This is a genomic window from Actinosynnema pretiosum (assembly GCF_002354875.1).
Lineage (GTDB): Bacteria > Actinomycetota > Actinomycetes > Mycobacteriales > Pseudonocardiaceae > Actinosynnema > Actinosynnema auranticum.
Genome location: NZ_CP023445.1, coordinates 5,726,632 through 5,741,655 on the forward strand (window position 1 = coordinate 5,726,632; position 15,024 = coordinate 5,741,655).

17 protein-coding genes are annotated in these 15,024 nt (G+C 75.0%); 4 read left to right on the plus strand and 13 right to left on the minus strand.

The window, feature by feature from the left end; all coding sequences use genetic code 11:
- Positions 1 to 524: 524 nt before the first annotated feature.
- Positions 525 to 1,583, minus strand: coding sequence for an alkene reductase (locus CNX65_RS24185; RefSeq protein ID WP_096495817.1), 1,059 nt, complete (start codon positions 1,581 to 1,583; stop codon positions 525 to 527).
- 155 nt (positions 1,584 to 1,738) lie between these two features.
- Here CNX65_RS24185 and CNX65_RS24190 point away from each other — a divergent pair, with 155 nt between their 5' ends.
- Together CNX65_RS24190 and CNX65_RS24195 are read left to right on the plus strand one after the other, a co-directional pair.
- Positions 1,739 to 2,194, plus strand: a complete 456-nt coding sequence (locus tag CNX65_RS24190; protein WP_096495818.1) for a MarR family winged helix-turn-helix transcriptional regulator — start codon at positions 1,739 to 1,741, stop codon at positions 2,192 to 2,194.
- A 31-nt stretch (positions 2,195 to 2,225) separates the two neighbouring features.
- The gene (locus tag CNX65_RS24195; RefSeq protein ID WP_096495819.1) at positions 2,226 to 2,585 is read left to right on the plus strand and encodes a hypothetical protein; all 360 of its coding nucleotides are present in this window, start codon (positions 2,226 to 2,228) and stop codon (positions 2,583 to 2,585) included.
- 49 nt (positions 2,586 to 2,634) lie between these two features.
- Here the strand turns inward: CNX65_RS24195 and CNX65_RS24200 are convergent, their stop codons facing one another.
- Positions 2,635 to 3,249 (minus strand): helix-turn-helix domain-containing protein, encoded by a 615-nt coding sequence (locus CNX65_RS24200; protein ID WP_096495820.1) that lies wholly within the window; start codon positions 3,247 to 3,249, stop codon positions 2,635 to 2,637.
- 173 nt (positions 3,250 to 3,422) lie between these two features.
- On the opposite strand from CNX65_RS24200, the gene CNX65_RS24205 reads away from it, so the two are divergent.
- A complete protein-coding gene (locus tag CNX65_RS24205) occupies positions 3,423 to 4,103 on the plus strand; it encodes an SMI1/KNR4 family protein (protein ID WP_232519986.1) in 681 nt (226 codons plus the stop codon).
- A 378-nt stretch (positions 4,104 to 4,481) separates the two neighbouring features.
- Here CNX65_RS24205 and CNX65_RS24210 read toward each other — a convergent pair whose 3' ends face one another.
- The 6 genes from CNX65_RS24210 to CNX65_RS24235 all read right to left on the minus strand — a co-directional run bounded on the left by CNX65_RS24210 (position 4,482) and on the right by CNX65_RS24235 (position 9,403).
- Entirely contained in the window at positions 4,482 to 4,631 is a 150-nt protein-coding gene (locus CNX65_RS24210; protein WP_177154335.1) for a hypothetical protein, read from the minus strand.
- A 172-nt stretch (positions 4,632 to 4,803) separates the two neighbouring features.
- Positions 4,804 to 5,535: a GntR family transcriptional regulator gene (locus tag CNX65_RS24215; protein ID WP_096495822.1), complete on the minus strand. Its 732-nt coding sequence runs from the start codon at positions 5,533 to 5,535 to the stop codon at positions 4,804 to 4,806.
- Positions 5,536 to 5,569: 34 nt separating this feature from the next.
- Positions 5,570 to 6,349 (minus strand): ABC transporter ATP-binding protein, encoded by a 780-nt coding sequence (locus CNX65_RS24220; protein WP_096495823.1) that lies wholly within the window; start codon positions 6,347 to 6,349, stop codon positions 5,570 to 5,572.
- Positions 6,346 to 7,395 (minus strand): FecCD family ABC transporter permease, encoded by a 1,050-nt coding sequence (locus CNX65_RS24225; RefSeq protein WP_096495824.1) that lies wholly within the window; start codon positions 7,393 to 7,395, stop codon positions 6,346 to 6,348. The genes CNX65_RS24220 and CNX65_RS24225 overlap by 4 nt, the downstream gene beginning before the upstream one ends.
- On the minus strand, positions 7,392 to 8,447 hold the full coding sequence (locus CNX65_RS24230; RefSeq protein ID WP_096495825.1) for a FecCD family ABC transporter permease: 1,056 nt from the start codon (positions 8,445 to 8,447) through the stop codon (positions 7,392 to 7,394). Before CNX65_RS24230 ends, CNX65_RS24225 begins: the two co-directional genes overlap by 4 nt.
- Positions 8,447 to 9,403 (minus strand): ABC transporter substrate-binding protein, encoded by a 957-nt coding sequence (locus tag CNX65_RS24235; RefSeq protein ID WP_177154336.1) that lies wholly within the window; start codon positions 9,401 to 9,403, stop codon positions 8,447 to 8,449. Before CNX65_RS24235 ends, CNX65_RS24230 begins: the two co-directional genes overlap by 1 nt.
- Before the next feature lie 152 nt (positions 9,404 to 9,555).
- Here CNX65_RS24235 and CNX65_RS24240 point away from each other — a divergent pair, with 152 nt between their 5' ends.
- Positions 9,556 to 9,930 (plus strand): transposase, encoded by a 375-nt coding sequence (locus CNX65_RS24240; protein WP_096495826.1) that lies wholly within the window; start codon positions 9,556 to 9,558, stop codon positions 9,928 to 9,930.
- 23 nt (positions 9,931 to 9,953) lie between these two features.
- Here CNX65_RS24240 and CNX65_RS24245 read toward each other — a convergent pair whose 3' ends face one another.
- From CNX65_RS24245 to CNX65_RS24265, 5 genes are all read right to left on the minus strand, one after another.
- Positions 9,954 to 10,316, minus strand: a complete 363-nt coding sequence (locus CNX65_RS24245; RefSeq protein WP_096495827.1) for an STAS domain-containing protein — start codon at positions 10,314 to 10,316, stop codon at positions 9,954 to 9,956.
- The gene (locus CNX65_RS24250) at positions 10,313 to 11,413 is read right to left on the minus strand and encodes a cobalamin B12-binding domain-containing protein (RefSeq protein WP_096495828.1); all 1,101 of its coding nucleotides are present in this window, start codon (positions 11,411 to 11,413) and stop codon (positions 10,313 to 10,315) included. Before CNX65_RS24250 ends, CNX65_RS24245 begins: the two co-directional genes overlap by 4 nt.
- Positions 11,410 to 13,032 carry a PP2C family protein-serine/threonine phosphatase gene (locus CNX65_RS24255; RefSeq protein WP_232519987.1) on the minus strand — a complete coding sequence of 541 codons (1,623 nt, stop codon included), beginning with the start codon at positions 13,030 to 13,032 and terminating at the stop codon, positions 11,410 to 11,412. The genes CNX65_RS24250 and CNX65_RS24255 overlap by 4 nt, the downstream gene beginning before the upstream one ends.
- A gap of 320 nt (positions 13,033 to 13,352) precedes the next feature.
- Positions 13,353 to 13,748 carry a ribosomal subunit interface protein gene (locus CNX65_RS24260; RefSeq protein WP_096495830.1) on the minus strand — a complete coding sequence of 132 codons (396 nt, stop codon included), beginning with the start codon at positions 13,746 to 13,748 and terminating at the stop codon, positions 13,353 to 13,355.
- 235 nt (positions 13,749 to 13,983) lie between these two features.
- Positions 13,984 to 15,021, minus strand: coding sequence for a tyrosine-protein phosphatase (locus CNX65_RS24265; RefSeq protein WP_096495831.1), 1,038 nt, complete (start codon positions 15,019 to 15,021; stop codon positions 13,984 to 13,986).
- Between the last annotated feature and the right edge of the window lie 3 nt (positions 15,022 to 15,024).

Here is a 15,024-nt window from a genome sequence, read left to right on the forward strand (position 1 = left end):
CACTACCTCGCGTGGGTGGAGTTCCTGGCGGCGGTGGACTCGCACGGGGGAGGCGAGGCCCAGGCGGTCTTGCTGACCGTCCAGGGCCTCGCCCTGGGAATCCAGATGCTCACCTGGTTGCGGCGACACAAGTGATCCCCCGGCCCGGATTCTGACCTCGGTGTGCCAGCACCGTCGTACGAGCAGATTCCGGGCGTCCAGGGCCATCCGGCCGACCGGGTGGCCCTGGACGAGGTTTTCCCGTGCGCAGGACACCCGAGCGAGTGGATGGGGTGTTTTACCGGAGGCGAGACCGCGCCCACGCCCGACATGCGCGGTCGAAGTCGTTCCCAGCACTCCAGGCAACACTTGCCGTAAGCTACCAGAAGCAACAGCGACAGGACGACGTCCACGGCGGTTGAAGTTCGTTCAGTCCGCCGAACGAGGGATAGCGCGGCCAGCCCCCAGGCGGGGAATTGCTTCTCCCGCGAATGCGCCGCCGCACGCCGCGGGGAATTCGCGCGGTGTGCGGCCCGCGGTGCGGATCAGGCGTTCAGCGCCGGGTAGTCGGTGTACCCGCGCGCGTCGCCGCCGTAGAACGTGGCCCGGTCCGCCTCGTTGAACTCGCCCGCCTCGATGCGCGCGAGCAGGTCCGGGTTCGCAAGCGCGAGGACGCCGAACGAGGTCACGTCCGCCAGGCCCGACTCGACGTCGGCCAGTCGCGCCGCGATCTCGCCGCCCGCCCGGTTGACGATCAGGCCGGTCGGCCAGTTCGCGCGGATCTTCTTGAGCAGGGCCTCGTCGCCCGCGTGCACGACGTGCAGGTACGCCAGGCCGAGCGGGGCGAGCGCGGCCAGCAGGGCGGTGTAGAGGGGTTCGACGTCGTCCTCGCGGACGTCGTTGTACGGGTTCCCCGGCGAGACGCGGATGCCGGTGCGGCCCGCGCCGATCTCCTCGGCGACGGCGGTGGCGACCTCGACGGCGAACCGGATGCGGCCCTCGACCGTGCCGCCGTACCCGTCGGTGCGGGTGTTGGCGTTGCTGGACAGGAACTGGTGCACCAGGTAGCCGTTGGCGCCGTGGATCTCCACGCCGTCCGCGCCCGCGGCGATCGCGGCGGCGGCGGCGCGGCGGTAGTCGGCGACGGTGGCGGCGATCTCCTCGGTGGACAGGGCGCGCGGCTCGGCGAAGGGCTGCGTGCCGGTCGCGGTGACCATCAGCCCCTCGGCCCGGACGGCGGACGGGGCGACGGGCTGCCGGTGGTGCGGGGTGTTGTCGGGGTGCGAGACGCGGCCGACGTGCATGAGCTGCACGACGAGCTTGCCGCCCGCGGCGTGCACCCGGTCGGCGATCTCGCGCCAGCCCTCGACGTGCGCGTCGTCGTGCAGGCCGGGGGTGAGGAGGTAGCCCTGGCCGTCGGCGGAGGGCTGGACGCCCTCGGTGATGAGCAGGCCGAGGGAGGCGCGCTGGGCGTAGTAGTCGGCGGCGAGGGGCGACGGGGTTCCGTCGGGGAGGGCGCGGCTGCGGGTCATCGGGGCCATCGCCAGCCGGTGGGGCAGGTCGATGTCGCCGAGGGTGACGGGGCTGAGCGGGGTGGTGGTCACTGGAGGTCCTCCCGGATTCCTTGGCTGGCCACATGAACGTAGCGGCAGATTGAGTGGCTAGCCAACCATCTGGCGCGAGACGATCGGCACAGCCCGGTCGGGAATAGCGCCGCGCGTGCCCCGCGACCGGGTAAAACCGCAGGTGGACACCTAGGATGGGCGGCACCATGGACCACGACCCACCCCTCGCCCGCGCGTACCCGCTCAGCGCCGCGCTCGTGTCGCTCGTGCGCGCGCACCGCAACTACGCGGCCGAACTGCTGCGCGAGCACGGCTTGCACCCAGGGCAGGAGCTGCTGCTGATGAGCCTGTACGAGCGCGACGGGCAGACCCAGTCGGAACTGCTGGACACCGTGGGCATCGACCCGTCGACGGTGTCGAAGTCGCTGTCCCGGATGCAGCAGGCGGGGCTGGTGGCGCGGGAGCCGACGGCGGAGGACCGGAGGGTGCTGCGGGTCCGGTTGACGGAGGCCGGGGAGGCGCTGCGGGAACCCCTGGAAGGGGTGTGGCGGAGGTTGGAGTCGGTGAGCGCGAAGGGGTTGGACGCGGAGGCGGTGGCGGCGTTCGCGCGCACGGCGGGGGCGATCGAGCGGTCGATCCGGGAGCGGTGAGCCGGTGCGGGCGTCGAGCGCAGGGAGAACCATGACCAGGACGAAGAAGGCGCTGGGCCGCGCGGCGGCGATCGGCACGGCGCTGCTCGCGCTGACCGTCACGACGGGCACGGCGCAGGCGAGCTGGCACCCGGCCCAGGTCGGCGGGCACGGCGCGAACCTGCGGACCTGCGCCAGCAGCGGGTGCGGCTACACCGGGAACCTCGCCGCGTGGACAGGCGTGCGGATCGTGTGCCAGACGCTGGGTGAGCGGGTCACGAGGTACTACGGCACCAGCGCGCTCTGGGACTACGTCGTCTGGGAGGGCACCGGCAGGGAGGGCTTCGCCGCCGACGCCAACATCAACACCGGCTACAGCTACTGGATCCCCGGCATCGAGACCTGCCGCTGACCAGCTGACGCGGGCCTGATCGGGGGGTGGGGGCGCGGCCACCCCGCGATCAGAGGGCAGCGCTGAGCAGGAGCAGGCAGAGCAGGGCCGTGCCGAGCCCGCGCGCCAGTCGTGCCGACCAGGGCAAGACGGGGCGCGCGGGTTCGCGGTCGCCGACCGGGGTCAGCACGACGGCCTCGGCGCGCAGCAGCGGGGTCTCCCCCGCGCCGAGGACGACGAGGGCGCCACCGGCGGGCAGTTCCGCGAGGGCCTCGAGAACGGTCCTGGTCAATTCCTCGCGTCCACGGGAGATCCGTTCCGCGCGTTCGGGAGGTGGCACGGCGCCGCACCCCGGCGTACCGGGTGGCGCGCGATGCGCTTTCTCCAGCGCGGCGCGCACCGCCCCGATCAACCCGTCCCCGGTCGCCCCGCAGCGCTCCAGCACGCGCACGACCTGATCGGCTCGCCCGACCAGGGGGAGGTGCCTGCCGGAGAAGTACCCGCCGAGGGTGCTGGCCGGGACGTCGGCCGCTCTGGCCAGTTCGCGGATGGACCGGCCGCCCGCGGACCGCGCCCCGCGCAGCAGCGCGGTGAACTCCTCCCGGCTGCCGACCCGCTCGAACTCCAGGACCCAGTCACGACTTTCCGGAGCGACGCCCGCTCCGGGGGGATTCGGCTCGACCACCCCGGAATCGTCGGTCGGCGGGCAGCCAGGCGGAATCCACCACCAGGCTGACAGCGCGGCGGGGTGTTCACCGAGTTCTGCGGTCGCGCGTCGGAGAACGGCGTTCCTCCGCAGAACTGCGAGCGGGCGGGATTGCCCCCGTGCCGCGGCGGTCGCGTGGCAGAGTGCCCGGTGTGCTCCCCGACATGACGCTGCTGCGCCAGCTGGTCGACTCCGCCCCGTCGATCCGCCCGTGGTCCACGCCCGCGCCCGAGGGGCTGCTGCGCTCGGTCGAGCTGTCCGCCGGGACCGCGCTGCCGCCGTCCTACCGGTGGTGGCTGGCGGAGTTCGGCGGTGGGGTGGTCGACGGGGCGCCGCTGGGGGTCGAGGAGTTCGACGCGGACGGCCTGGTGTTCTGGCGGGACGGGGACTGCGGGGCCGCCTACCGGTTCGGGGACGAGGTCGGCGGGGAGCGGCGGGTGGTCGGTGACGAGGGGGTGGTCGCCGAGTCGTTCGCCGGGTTCCTGACCACGCGGGTCGCGCTGGCGCTCGGCCTGCGCGACGGTCCGAACCCGGCCGTGGCCCGGCTGTGGCGGATGACGCCCGGAGCGCTGCTGGACAACGGGGTGCACGTGTACGGGCCGGACTCGTTCGGGGAGCGGAACGCCACGTTCGAGGTCGCGCGCTACGCGCCGCACTGGGTGCTGGTGGGCGACGACAGCGGCGGGGCGGGGTTGTTCATGCGGCGGCACGGGCGGGACCGGGAGTCGGTGCACCGGCTGGACCTCGGGGCGGTGGGGCCGGACGTCGCGGAGGACGGCGAGCTGGTGACCGCGGACCTGGTCGGGTGGGTGGAGGCGGGTGGGGAGCTGTGACGGGACGGCTTCCCTCGGCAGCCGGAACGCGCTGGCCAGGGCAGAACCGCAGGGCCGCGGCGACCTGACGGCGGTTCCGGGGCGCTGTTCGGGCACGGGTGGGGAGACCGTGCTCCGGACCGCCCCTGGTTCGGGTTCCTGCGCGGCGGCGTGATGTGCGGTGACGTGACGCGCCGCTCGGCCGACGCGGTGACGGCGCCGATGTTCCGCGCCACGGCAGCGGGGGCGGTCAGGCGCCTGGCCGGGTGCCCCCCTGGGTGAGGCCGAAGGCCGCAGGGCCCGGTCCACCGGGCGATGGGCGCGGGCTGGGCCTTCCGCGAGAGCGGTAGCGGGGTTCCCCGCTGCCCGCCCCCCAGGACGGGCAGCGGGGGCCGGGTGTCAGGAGACGTTCTGGATCATCCGTTGCAGCACCCCCAGCGCCGCCACGTGGTCCGCGTCCTCGACACCCTCGTGGATGCGCTCGCGCAGGCGCGGCGTGGCCGCGCGCAGGTAGGTCGCCGTCGCGGTCCGCAGTTCGGGCACGGTCATGGGGGCGCCCTCCGGGGAGAGGTCCGCCGGGGAGGGGTTGCGCAGCAACCAGAACTGGTGGTGGGCACGTGCGGAACACCTCTCACCGTGGGGAGAACCAGCGAGGGAGAACCTAGGACTTCGAGTTAGCTCCAGGTCAAGAGCGGCCGGAGCACCCGGCAGCGCACCAGCTTCAGCGCCCCATCCGCTCCGCCGCCCACGCCAGCGCCTCCGGCCCCGCCCCGTCCGCCGACAGGTCCGCCCGGCCCAGGAACGCCGTCGTCGGGTGCGACCGCAGCTCCCGCCGCACCTCCCCCGACTCCCCCGCCGCCACCAGGTCGCACAACCGCCGGTGCCGCGCCGCCAGCTCGTGCAGCGTCTCCACCTCCTCGTGCGCGCCCCGGTTCAGGCTCATCAGCACGCCCAGCGGGTGCGCGATCGTCTCGAACGCGGCGGTCAGCCTCCGGTTGTCCGGCAGGCCGATGAACGCCCGGTGGAACTCCAGGCCGTCCAGGGCCGCCGGGGCGCCGTCGGCCGCGTCGGCCGCCGCCTCCATGCGGCGCACCGCCGCGTCCAGGCGGGCCAGCGGCGCCGGGCGGGCGGGAACGCCCGCGTCCACCGCCAGCTCCTCCAGGTGCTCGCGCAGCACCACGATCTCGTGCGCGTCCCGCAGCGTCAGCGTCACCACCCGCCACCCCGCGCGCGGCACGTGCTCGACCAGGCCGTCGCGCTCCAGCACGCGCAGCGCCTCGCGCAGCGCGGCCCGGCTCACCCCGACGTCGTCGGCCACCGCCTGCTCCACCAGGTGCTGCCCCAGCGCCAGCCGCCCGGTGAGGACGCGCGCCCTCAGCTCCGTCGCCGCCAGGTCCGTGACGCTGGTCGGACCGCCGATCCGGCCGCCCTCGCGCCTGCCGCGCCCCGCCACCCCGGCCTCCTCGCCTCGACGCGGCCAACCCTAGTCAGCGCACCACCCGCCTCGGCACCACCACCGGCCGCCCGGTCTCCGGGTCGGTCAGCACGCCGCACTCCACGTCGAACACCTCCCGCAGCAGCGCGGGCGTCAGCACCCGCGCCACCGGACCGGACGCCACGACCCGGCCGTCGCGCATCGCCACCACGTGCTCGGCGTACCGGGCGGCCAGTCCCAGGTCGTGCAGGACCATCACCACCGTCAAGCCCCGCAACGAGGTCACCGCGTCCAGCACGTCCAGCTGGTGCGCCACGTCCAGGTGGTTCGTCGGCTCGTCCAGCAGCAGCACGTCGGTGCGCTGCGCCAGCGCCAGCGCGATCCACGCCCGCTGCCGCTGCCCGCCGGACAGGGTGTGCAGCGGCCGGTCCGCCAGCTCCGCCAAACCCGTGCGGCGCAACGCGTCCAGCACGACCTCCTCGTCCGGCCTCGACCACTGGTCGTACCAGCGGCGGTGCGGGTCCCGGCCGCGCGTCACCAGGTCCACCACGGTCAGCCCGTCGGGCGCCTGCGGTTCCTGCGGCAGCAGGGCGACCTTGCGGGCGAACGCGCGCGGCGGGGTGCGGCGCACGTCCTCGCCGTCCAGCAGCACCCGGCCGGAATCCGCAGGCAGCAACCGGGAGAGCGCGCGCAGCAGGGTGGACTTGCCGCACCCGTTGGGCCCCACGACCGCGGTCACCGACCCGGTCGGCACGGTCAGCCCGACCCCGTCCACGGCCGCGTGGTCGCCGAAGCGCACCACCAGGTCCTCGGCGCGCAGCGTCGTGCTCATGACGGGAACCTCCGGGAACGGACCAGCGACCACACCAGGAAAGGCGCGCCGACCACCGCGGTCACCGCGCCCGCGGGGACCGTGATCGGCGCGAAAGCCGTGCGCGCCACCAGGTCCGCGGCGAGCAGCAGCCCGGCGCCGAGCGCGGCGGACGCGGCCAGCGGGGGACGTGGCGCGGCGCAGGACAGGCGGGCCAGGTGCGGGGCGACCAGCGCCACGAACCCGACCGGGCCCACGGCGGACGCGGCGACCGACGCCAGCACGACCGCGCACAGCAGCAGCGCCACGACCACCCGGCCCGCGCGGTGCCCGAGCGCCGACGCGACCGGGAAACCCAGCTGCACGGCGGGGATCCGGGCCGACAGCGGCACGAGCGCCAGCGCCACCAGCAGCAGCGCGAGCGAGGCCCCGCCCACCTCGGTCCAACCGCGCCCGGTCAACGACCCGGCGAGCCAGGCGTTCGCGCGCTCCACGTCGTCGACGCGCGCGGCCAGCAGCAGCCAGCCGGTGATCCCGCCGAAGAACGCCGACACGCCCACCCCGACCAGCAGCGGTCGCAGGCCGGTCGCGCCGGTGGTGGTCAGCAGCGCGGCGGTCAGCCCGGCCGCGAGCAGCCCGCCGAGCAGCGCGGCGGCGGGCACGCCCACGGCGCGCAGCGCGCCACCGGCCGAGCCCTCCAGCACGAGCACCGCGACCGCGCCCGTGCCCGCCCCCGCGGTGACGCCGAGCAGGTCCGGGCTGGCCAGCGCGTTGCGCGCCACGGTCTGCGTGATCGCCCCGGACACCGCGAGCATCCCCCCGACCACGGCCGCCAGCACCACCCTGGGCAGCCGCAGGTCCAGCACGATGAGCCGCTCCCGCCGCGTCCCGCCGCCCAGCAGCACGTCCAGCACGCGGGCGGGCGCGAGCGGGAAGTCGCCGGAACCCAGCGACAGCACGGCGAACCCGGCCGCCGCGAGCAGCGCGAGCGCGGTCACCAGCGCGGTCCTGGGCCGCCAGCGGGCGGTCACCGGGCCGAGCGCGAGCACCCGCCAGTCCCGGCTCACCGCGCGTCCCGCAGGTGCCGCACGACGACCAGCAGGAACGCCGGACCGCCTGCCACGCCGAGCACGATCCCCACCGGCAGCTCGGCGGGGGCGATCACCACCCGCCCGAGGACGTCCGCCAGCAGCACCAGGACCGCGCCCGCGACCGCGCACACCGGCAGCAGCGCCCGGTGGTCCGGCCCGGTGGCCCCGCGCACCAGGTGCGGCGCGACCAGCCCGACGAACCCGAGCGACCCGACCAGCGCCGTCGCCGACCCGACCAGCAGGGTCACCGCCAGCAGGCCGGTCAGGCGCGCGGGCAGCAGGCGGCGGCCGAGGGCGCGGGCCAGGTCGTCGCCGAGCGCGAGGGCGTTGAGCGCGGGCGCGTGGGCGAGCGCCACCAGCAGGCCCAGCAGCAGCGGGGGTCCGGCGGCGGCGACCACGTCGAACCCGCGACCGCCCGCGAGCGAGCCGACCGTCCAGAAGCGGTGCACGTCCAGCGCGCCCGCGTCGAGCAGCAGGAGCACGCCGGTGATCGCGCTCAGCAGGGCCGACACCGCGGCGCCCGCCAGCGCGAGCGACGCGGGCGAGGCGTCCCGCCGACGTCCGGCGGCCAGGCCGATCGCGGTGACCGCGACCGTGCCGAGCGCGGCGCCCGCGAACGCGAACCACAGGTAGCCGTCGGGGGTGGTCAGGCCGAGCAGGGAGATCGCCAGCACCACGGCCAGCGACGCGCCCGAGGTGACGCCGAGCAGTCCGGGGTCGGCCAGCGGGTTGCGGGTGTGGCCCTGCACGAGCGCGCCCGCCACGGCCAGCGCGCAGCCGCCGAGCAGCCCGACGACCGTGCGGGGCAACCGCTGGCCGAGCACGATCGCCGAGGACTCCGGGTCGCCGTCGCCGAGCAGCGCCGCCCAGACCTGCGCGGGCGACAGGCCGCGACCGCCGACCAGCAGGCTCAGCAGGACCGCGCCCGCCAGGAGGGCGAGCAGCACGAGCGCGCCCGCGGGCAGGCGCCAGGGGCGCGGCCCACCGGTCCGGGCGGCGGTGGGCCCGACGACGGCGGTCCCGGTCATCACAGGGTCTTCAGCAGCTGCTCGACCACGTCCAGGCAGTGCAGCGCGGTGAGCGCGGCGCCCTCGTGGGTCTGCTTGTCCGAGCGGACGACGTGCCCGGCGCGCACGGCCGGGAGCTGCTGGTACAGCGCCGACCCGCGCACCTGCTCCCAGGTCCGCGGGTCGTTGACCAGGGGGATCAGCGCGCCCGCGTCGCCGAACCCGGCGAGCAGCTGCTCGGGCCCGAACTCGGCCCTCCCGGTCTCGACGGCCTTCGCGAACGCGGCGGAGGGCTTGGCGCCCAGGTCGGTCAGCACGGTGGACATGAGCCTGCCCGGCCGGACCTCGGCCTTCTCGGAGGAGATCACGACGGGCGCGAAGGAGGTGCCCGCGAGCTGGGCGGCGTAGGTGGCGGACAGCGCGGCGACGCGCTCGTCGTACTCGGTGATCAGCGCCTCGGCCCGGTCCGCGCGCCCGGTGGCCCGGCCGACCAGGCGCAGGTCGTCCTGCCAGGTGCTCTTGCTCTGGTCGCCGATGGCGAGCACGGGCGCGATGGCCTCCAGCTCGGCGCGGATGGGCTCGACGTCGTCGACGCGGCTGACGATCAGGTCGGGCGCGGCGGCGGCGATGGCCTCCAGGTTGATCTCGTCGGACAGGAAGAGCTCCCTGGCCCCCTCGTCGCGCGCGGCGGCGAGCCGGTCGGCGAGCGGCGACTCCAGGTCGAGCGAACCGGCCTCCTCGTACGGGTGACCGACGAGGGGCAGGCCGAGCGAGAGGACGACGTCCAGGTCGCGGCGGCCCTCCAGGACGACCACCGAGTCGACCTCGGCGGGGACGGTGACCGGCCCGAGGAGGGTGTCGACGGTGCGCCCCTCGGGGGCCGGGGACTCAGCGACGACGCCGGAACCGCAGGCGGACAGGGCCGCGACGCAGGTCAGGAGCAGGGCGGCGGGGCGCAGGCGCCCGAGGAGCAGCATGTAGTGAGGCTAACCTAACTCAGTCGACCATTTGTGGTGCGGGGTCCCGAAGCGCGACTCGGCGCTGGACGAGGCGGGCGACGGGGACCCTCCGCGACCGGCCAGTGCATATCCTGCGGATCTTTTTCATGATCGCGTGCTGATGGGGGTGGGTGGTCGGACGTGGTGAGCTGACGGGCAGGGCCTGGGCGGTGATCGCGCCGTTGCCGCCCGCGCAGGGCGGGCGGCGCGGTGGCCGGTGGCGCGGCCACCGGCAGGTCGTCGACGCGATCCTGCGGAGGGAACGCGCCGGCGCACCGTGGCGGGGCCTGCCGGAGCGGTACGGGCCGTGGAGGCCCCTGTCGCGTTCGGGTCGGATCGACGTGGACGGGCGGCGGGTGCGGGTGGTCGCCGACCAGGCCTGCGCCCACCCGAACACCCGCACCGCGTTACGGCGGCGGCGGATCATGGTCGCTGTTCGGGAACGTGTCGCCCGGATCGCCCACCACCGCGCCGAGATCGTCCTGGCCTGCATCTCCTCCACCTGAGGTGAAGATCCGCAGGACACGCCCTAGTCGAACCGGTCCAGCCGGTCCATCCGGTCCGCCGCCGGGGTGCTCGTGAGGTGGCCCAGGGTGTTGGTGCGGCGCATCAGCCGCTCCAGCGTCGTCGGGCGGTTCTCCAGGTGCAGGCGGGCGCCCGCCTGCACGACCCTGCGGTGGATCATCAGCAGGGTCGCGAGGCCGTACGAGTCGCACAGCTCCAGGCCGGCGAAGTCGATGCGCACGTCGGTGACCCCGCCCTCCTCCAGCGCGTCGACCACGGTGGCCAGCAGGACGTCACCGGTGTCGTAGGCGAGATCTCCTGTCACCGCGACGTCGGCGGTCCCGCCGTCGACGACGCGCGTGCAGGTCAGGGGGTGTGGTCGGCTCATGCGGCGGGTCCGGGGTCGGAGGGGTGGTGGGCGAGTGCGTGGTCGTGGGGGCTCAACGGGTCGGACGCGGTGGTGCCGTGGGCGGCCAGGAACGCCGTCGCCCTCGGGAAGTCGCGCAGCTCGGCCGACAGCAGGTCCACGGCGGGGCGTAGGAACGCGGGTGGGACGCCGCGCGAGGACAGCACGTCCCCGGTCCAGCCGAGGAAGTCGGTGAACAGCTCGGGGTCGTCGGTGTACAGCGCCACCGCGAGGTGCTCGACGATGTGCAGGAGGTCCTCGGCGGTGCGCTCCTGCTGCTGCTCGGTGTAGGTCCGCATCACCGGCAGCCGCTCCTCCAGTCCCGTGTAGACGGCCTTCACCAACTGCTGGGCCGTCCTGGAGATCATGGTGTACTCCTGGTCGCCCAGGTGCGGCAGGTCGTCGATCGGCTGGTGGCCGGACCTCGGCCTGGGCGGCGGACCGGCCGCGAGGTGGTCGGCGGCGGCGCGCGCGTCGGGCGCCCAGCCGTCCGCGCCGAGCAGCCGCGCGTACCGCCCGTCCACGCCGAACGCCCGGCCGCCCGCGAGCACGGGCACTCCCGCGGCCTGGCAGGCGGTGATCGTGGCGTGCGCGGTCGGCAGCCTGGTGGCCAGCGAGCCGGACAGCGCGACGGCCTCCGGGTCGGTGCGGTGCAGGTGCGTGACCAGGTGCGGCGCGGGCACCTGCGCGCCCAGGTAGTCGACCTGGAAGCCGCGCAGCTTCAGCACCTCGGACAGCAGCCGGGCGGGCAGCGCGTGCCACTCGCCGTCCACGCACGCGACCACGATCCGGCCGAGCGTGGGTTTGGTGCGCACGCGCACGCCGAGCACGGTGACGACCCGGTCGTTGATGGCGGTGGCCGCGTGCTCCTGGGCGACGGTGAGCCGGTTCGCCACCCACTCCTCGCCGACCCGCCGCTGCACGCCCGCGATCACGTCCAGCAGCACCGACTCGGGGTCGAGCCCGGAGTCGAGCGCGGCCAGCACGACATCGGTGGCGGTGTGCTCGTCACCGGCCGCCACCGCCCGCCAGAGCAGCTCGGCGCGCTCGGCCAGCACCGTCGTCTCGGCCGCCGTCATGACGTGAACCGCCCCGGACCGTGCCCCCCGACCGCCGTCAGGTGCTGCCCGCGCGGCGCGGTGACCGCCAGCACGGCCATGTCGTCGTGGTCGCTGGCGCCGACCCAGTGCGCGGCGAGCATCTGCACGTGCTCCACCACGGCCTCGGCGGGCATCCCGGCGCACTCGGCGAGCGCGCGGCGTAGCCGGGACTCACCGAACATGGCGGTGTCCATGGGGCCGCCCCTGGCCTCGGTGATGCCGTCGGTGTAGAGCAGGCACGTCTCGCCGGGGCCGAGGACGACCTCGGCGGTGGTGCTCTCGATCTCGGGGAGCACGCCGATGAGGGTGCCGGTGGTGTCGGCCTCCTCGACCTCGCCGCCCGCGCGCACGATCAGCGGCGGCGGGTGGCCCGCGCTGGTCAGGCGCAGCCGCACCGAGGTGCCCTCGCGGGTGACGGAGGCGAGCACGAGCGTGACGAACCGGGTGCTGCCGTTGTTGAGCAGCGCCTCGTTGAGCAGGGTGAGCATCCGGTGGTGGTCGTCGGCCATGGGGAGCAGGACCTGCAGGGCGGTGCGGACCTTGCCGGTCAGCACGGCCGCCTCAAGGCCCTTGCCGCACACGTCGCCGAGCACCACCAGGGACTCGCCGTTCTCGCCCTCGTGCACGTCGTAGAAGTCGCCGCCGACCCGCTCGGTGTCCTGCGACGGGCGGTAGCGGCCCGCGAACTCGACGCCGCCCACGTGGGTGAGCGTGGGCGGGAGCAGCTCGCGCATCAGGGTCTCGGTGATCGAGGCCTGCTGGGCGAACATGCGGGCCGCCGACATGGCCACGCCCGCGCGGGCCGCGAACAGGCGGGCGAACGCCTCCTCGTCGGGGCTGAAGCCGCGCACGGCGGTGCGGCGCACCAGGATCAGCGCGCCCGCGGGCACGCCGTGGCCGGGCAGCGGGGTGACCAGGATGGAGCCCGCCTCGCCGAAGCCGTCGGGCAGCAGCCAGTCGGGGGCCGCCGACGGGTCGATCCAGCGGGACGGCACCGGCGGGAAGCCGCGCAGCGCCTCGCCGAGTCCGGGGACCTCGTCGGGGTCGATGACGATGCGCGTGTGCGCCGGGGACTCGCCGCGCGCGCAGCGGGTGACCGGGTAGTCGCGGCCTCCGGGCGAGATGATCAGGGCGGCGTCGGCCAGGTGCGCGGCGGCGAGGCGGACGGCCACGCGAGCGCAGCGCTCGACGTTCAGGGAGGTGAACAAGGCTGAGGACATCTCGTCCAGCAGGGCGGCCCGCTCGCGCTCGACGGCCAGCTCGGCCAGGGCGCCCCGGCGCTCGGTGTCCTCGACCAGCCACCAGGCGACGGTGCCGCCGCCGTGGTCGACCGGGTGCGCGGCGAAGCTGCGGGGGCCGAAGTCGCCGGTGATCAGGGCGCCCGCCTCGGCGGCGGCGCCCGCGGCGGCGGGTTCGAGGTGGTGGCGGTGCGCGTCGGCCAGCCAGCCGTCGTCGAGCCGCCCGCCCTCGACGATCGAGGGGAGCAGGGTGCTCGCGGCCCGGTTCAGGCCGAGCACGACGCCGTCCGGGCCCACCAGGAGGGCAGGGCAGGGGGCGCTTCGCCACGCCGTGTCGTTGTCGACGTGGGTGCTGCTCACCACGCGGTCTTCGCCCACCAGGATCACCGGGCCCTCGGGTGGGGGCCCCAACCTCACCGCGCCCACGTGCTGGGGGCGCTGTCGAGTGCGCGGACCTGTGGTTTCAAGTCCCGGACGTTCCCAGCTTACAGGTCCTGGGAGCGGACCAGTGCGCGACATGCCGACGCGCGGGCACGGACAGTGAGCCGGGCGCGGTTTCCGGGCGGTTCTCCTCCACGGAGAGTAGTGCAAGGCCGGGCGGGACTGCGGGATGCCCCACACCTGCGGGGCGGCCGGGCGCCACCGCGGCGGTTCGGTGCCGCGGCGGCGCCGGGCGCGGCTCACTTGGCCAGCGGCTCGCCGGTCAGCTCCTCGGCCACCTCGTCCAGGGGCTCGCCCACGTCCTGGTGGCGGATGCTGTCGGCGCCCTTGTGGTCGTGGGCCTTGGAGTAGCGCGTGTCGAGCGCCTTGTGGAGCTTCTTGACCGCCATGACGCACGCCTCGCCCGCCGTGGAGGCGTGGTGGCTGACCACGACCGGCTGGGCGCCCGACGGACGGGCCTCGATGGCGCAGCGCAGGTCCTCGCCCTTGGCTGCGGTCTCCTCGGTGAAGTGGACCTCGACCCTGGTCACCCACCCGTCGAACCTCGCGAGGGAGGTCTCCAGCTCGGACGTGGCGAACTCGGTCAGCTTCTCCCCACCCTGGACACTGCGGTCGATGTTGACCTGCACCTGCATCGGCGTGACCTCTCATCCACTCGGCGGTTGGGAACCGTCAACCCTCCCGTACCCGTTCGACCGAGTCCCCGAAACGCCCGGATCGGGTTCATCGGGATGATCACGCGATCGGGGGTGGGGAGGCGGGTCAGGGCAGCGTTCCGCCGCCGTCCGCGGCCGGTGATGGGCACGCGGGCCCCCGCGTCGACGAGGAGGCGGGCGGGCGCCCGGCGCTGACGGGCCGGGTGCCGCCGGGTCAGACCAGGAACTTCGCGCGCAGCGCGGTGATCGTGGCCTCGTCCAGGCCGATGCCCTGGCGCAGGTAGGCGTCGAAGCCGCCGTACAGGCGCTGGACCTGGTTCTGCGCGGCCCGCAACCAGGACAGCTCCACGGCCCTCGGGTTGCCGGTGTAGGTGTTGCTGGCCAGGAAGTCCGCCTCCACGACCTCGGCCGGCACGCCGAGCAGGGTGAGCAGGACGGCCGTGGCCCAGCCGGTGCGGTCCTTGCCCGCCGAGCAGTGCACGACGACCGGGCCGGGGGCGGTGGCCACGGCGGTCAGGAAGTCGCGGAACGCGCGGTCGGCGCCGACGAAGTTCACCATGAACGGGTAGCCGACGGACTGGCCGAGGTCCGAGGAGCCGGAGAGCAGACCCGCGGCGATGGCCTCCAGGAGGGTCATGAGCGCCTGGTCGTGGAAGCGGACGCCGTGCTCCAGGGAGGCGACGTCGGCGACCTGGTGGGCGACGCCCGCGGGCAGGCGGTCGGGTTCCTCCAGGCGCTCCACGAGGTTGCGCAGGTCGACCACCTTCACCACGCCCAGGCCGGTGAGCCTGCGCTGCTCGTCGGCGTCGAGGCCGCTGAGCTTGTTGGAGCGGTAGAGGACGCCGCTGCGCACCCAGCGGCCGTCCGAGGTGCGGTAGCCGCCCACGTCGCGGAAGTTCCTGGCGGAGGCGAAGCCGAGGTGCCGGTCGGCGACCACGAGCGGGTCGCCCCGGTCCGGGGTCAGGCGGAAGTACCAGCGGTCGGCGGCGGGCAGCGGGGGCACGGTCAGCGCGCCGGTGCCACCGGACTGGCCGAGCTCGACGCCGCCGGTGGCGTCGGGCGAGGTGACGGCGGTGATCCGGACCGAGCCCGCCGCCGAGGCCCACGACAGGGCGTGGCCGCCGTCCGCGCCGCGCACGGCGGTGGCCTGGGTGAACGCGACCGCCTCGGGGGCCGCGCCCGCCGGGGCGGTCAGCCCCGTGACGAGCCCGAGCACCCCGATGGCTGCCACCACAACACGAAGACCGCGCATGAC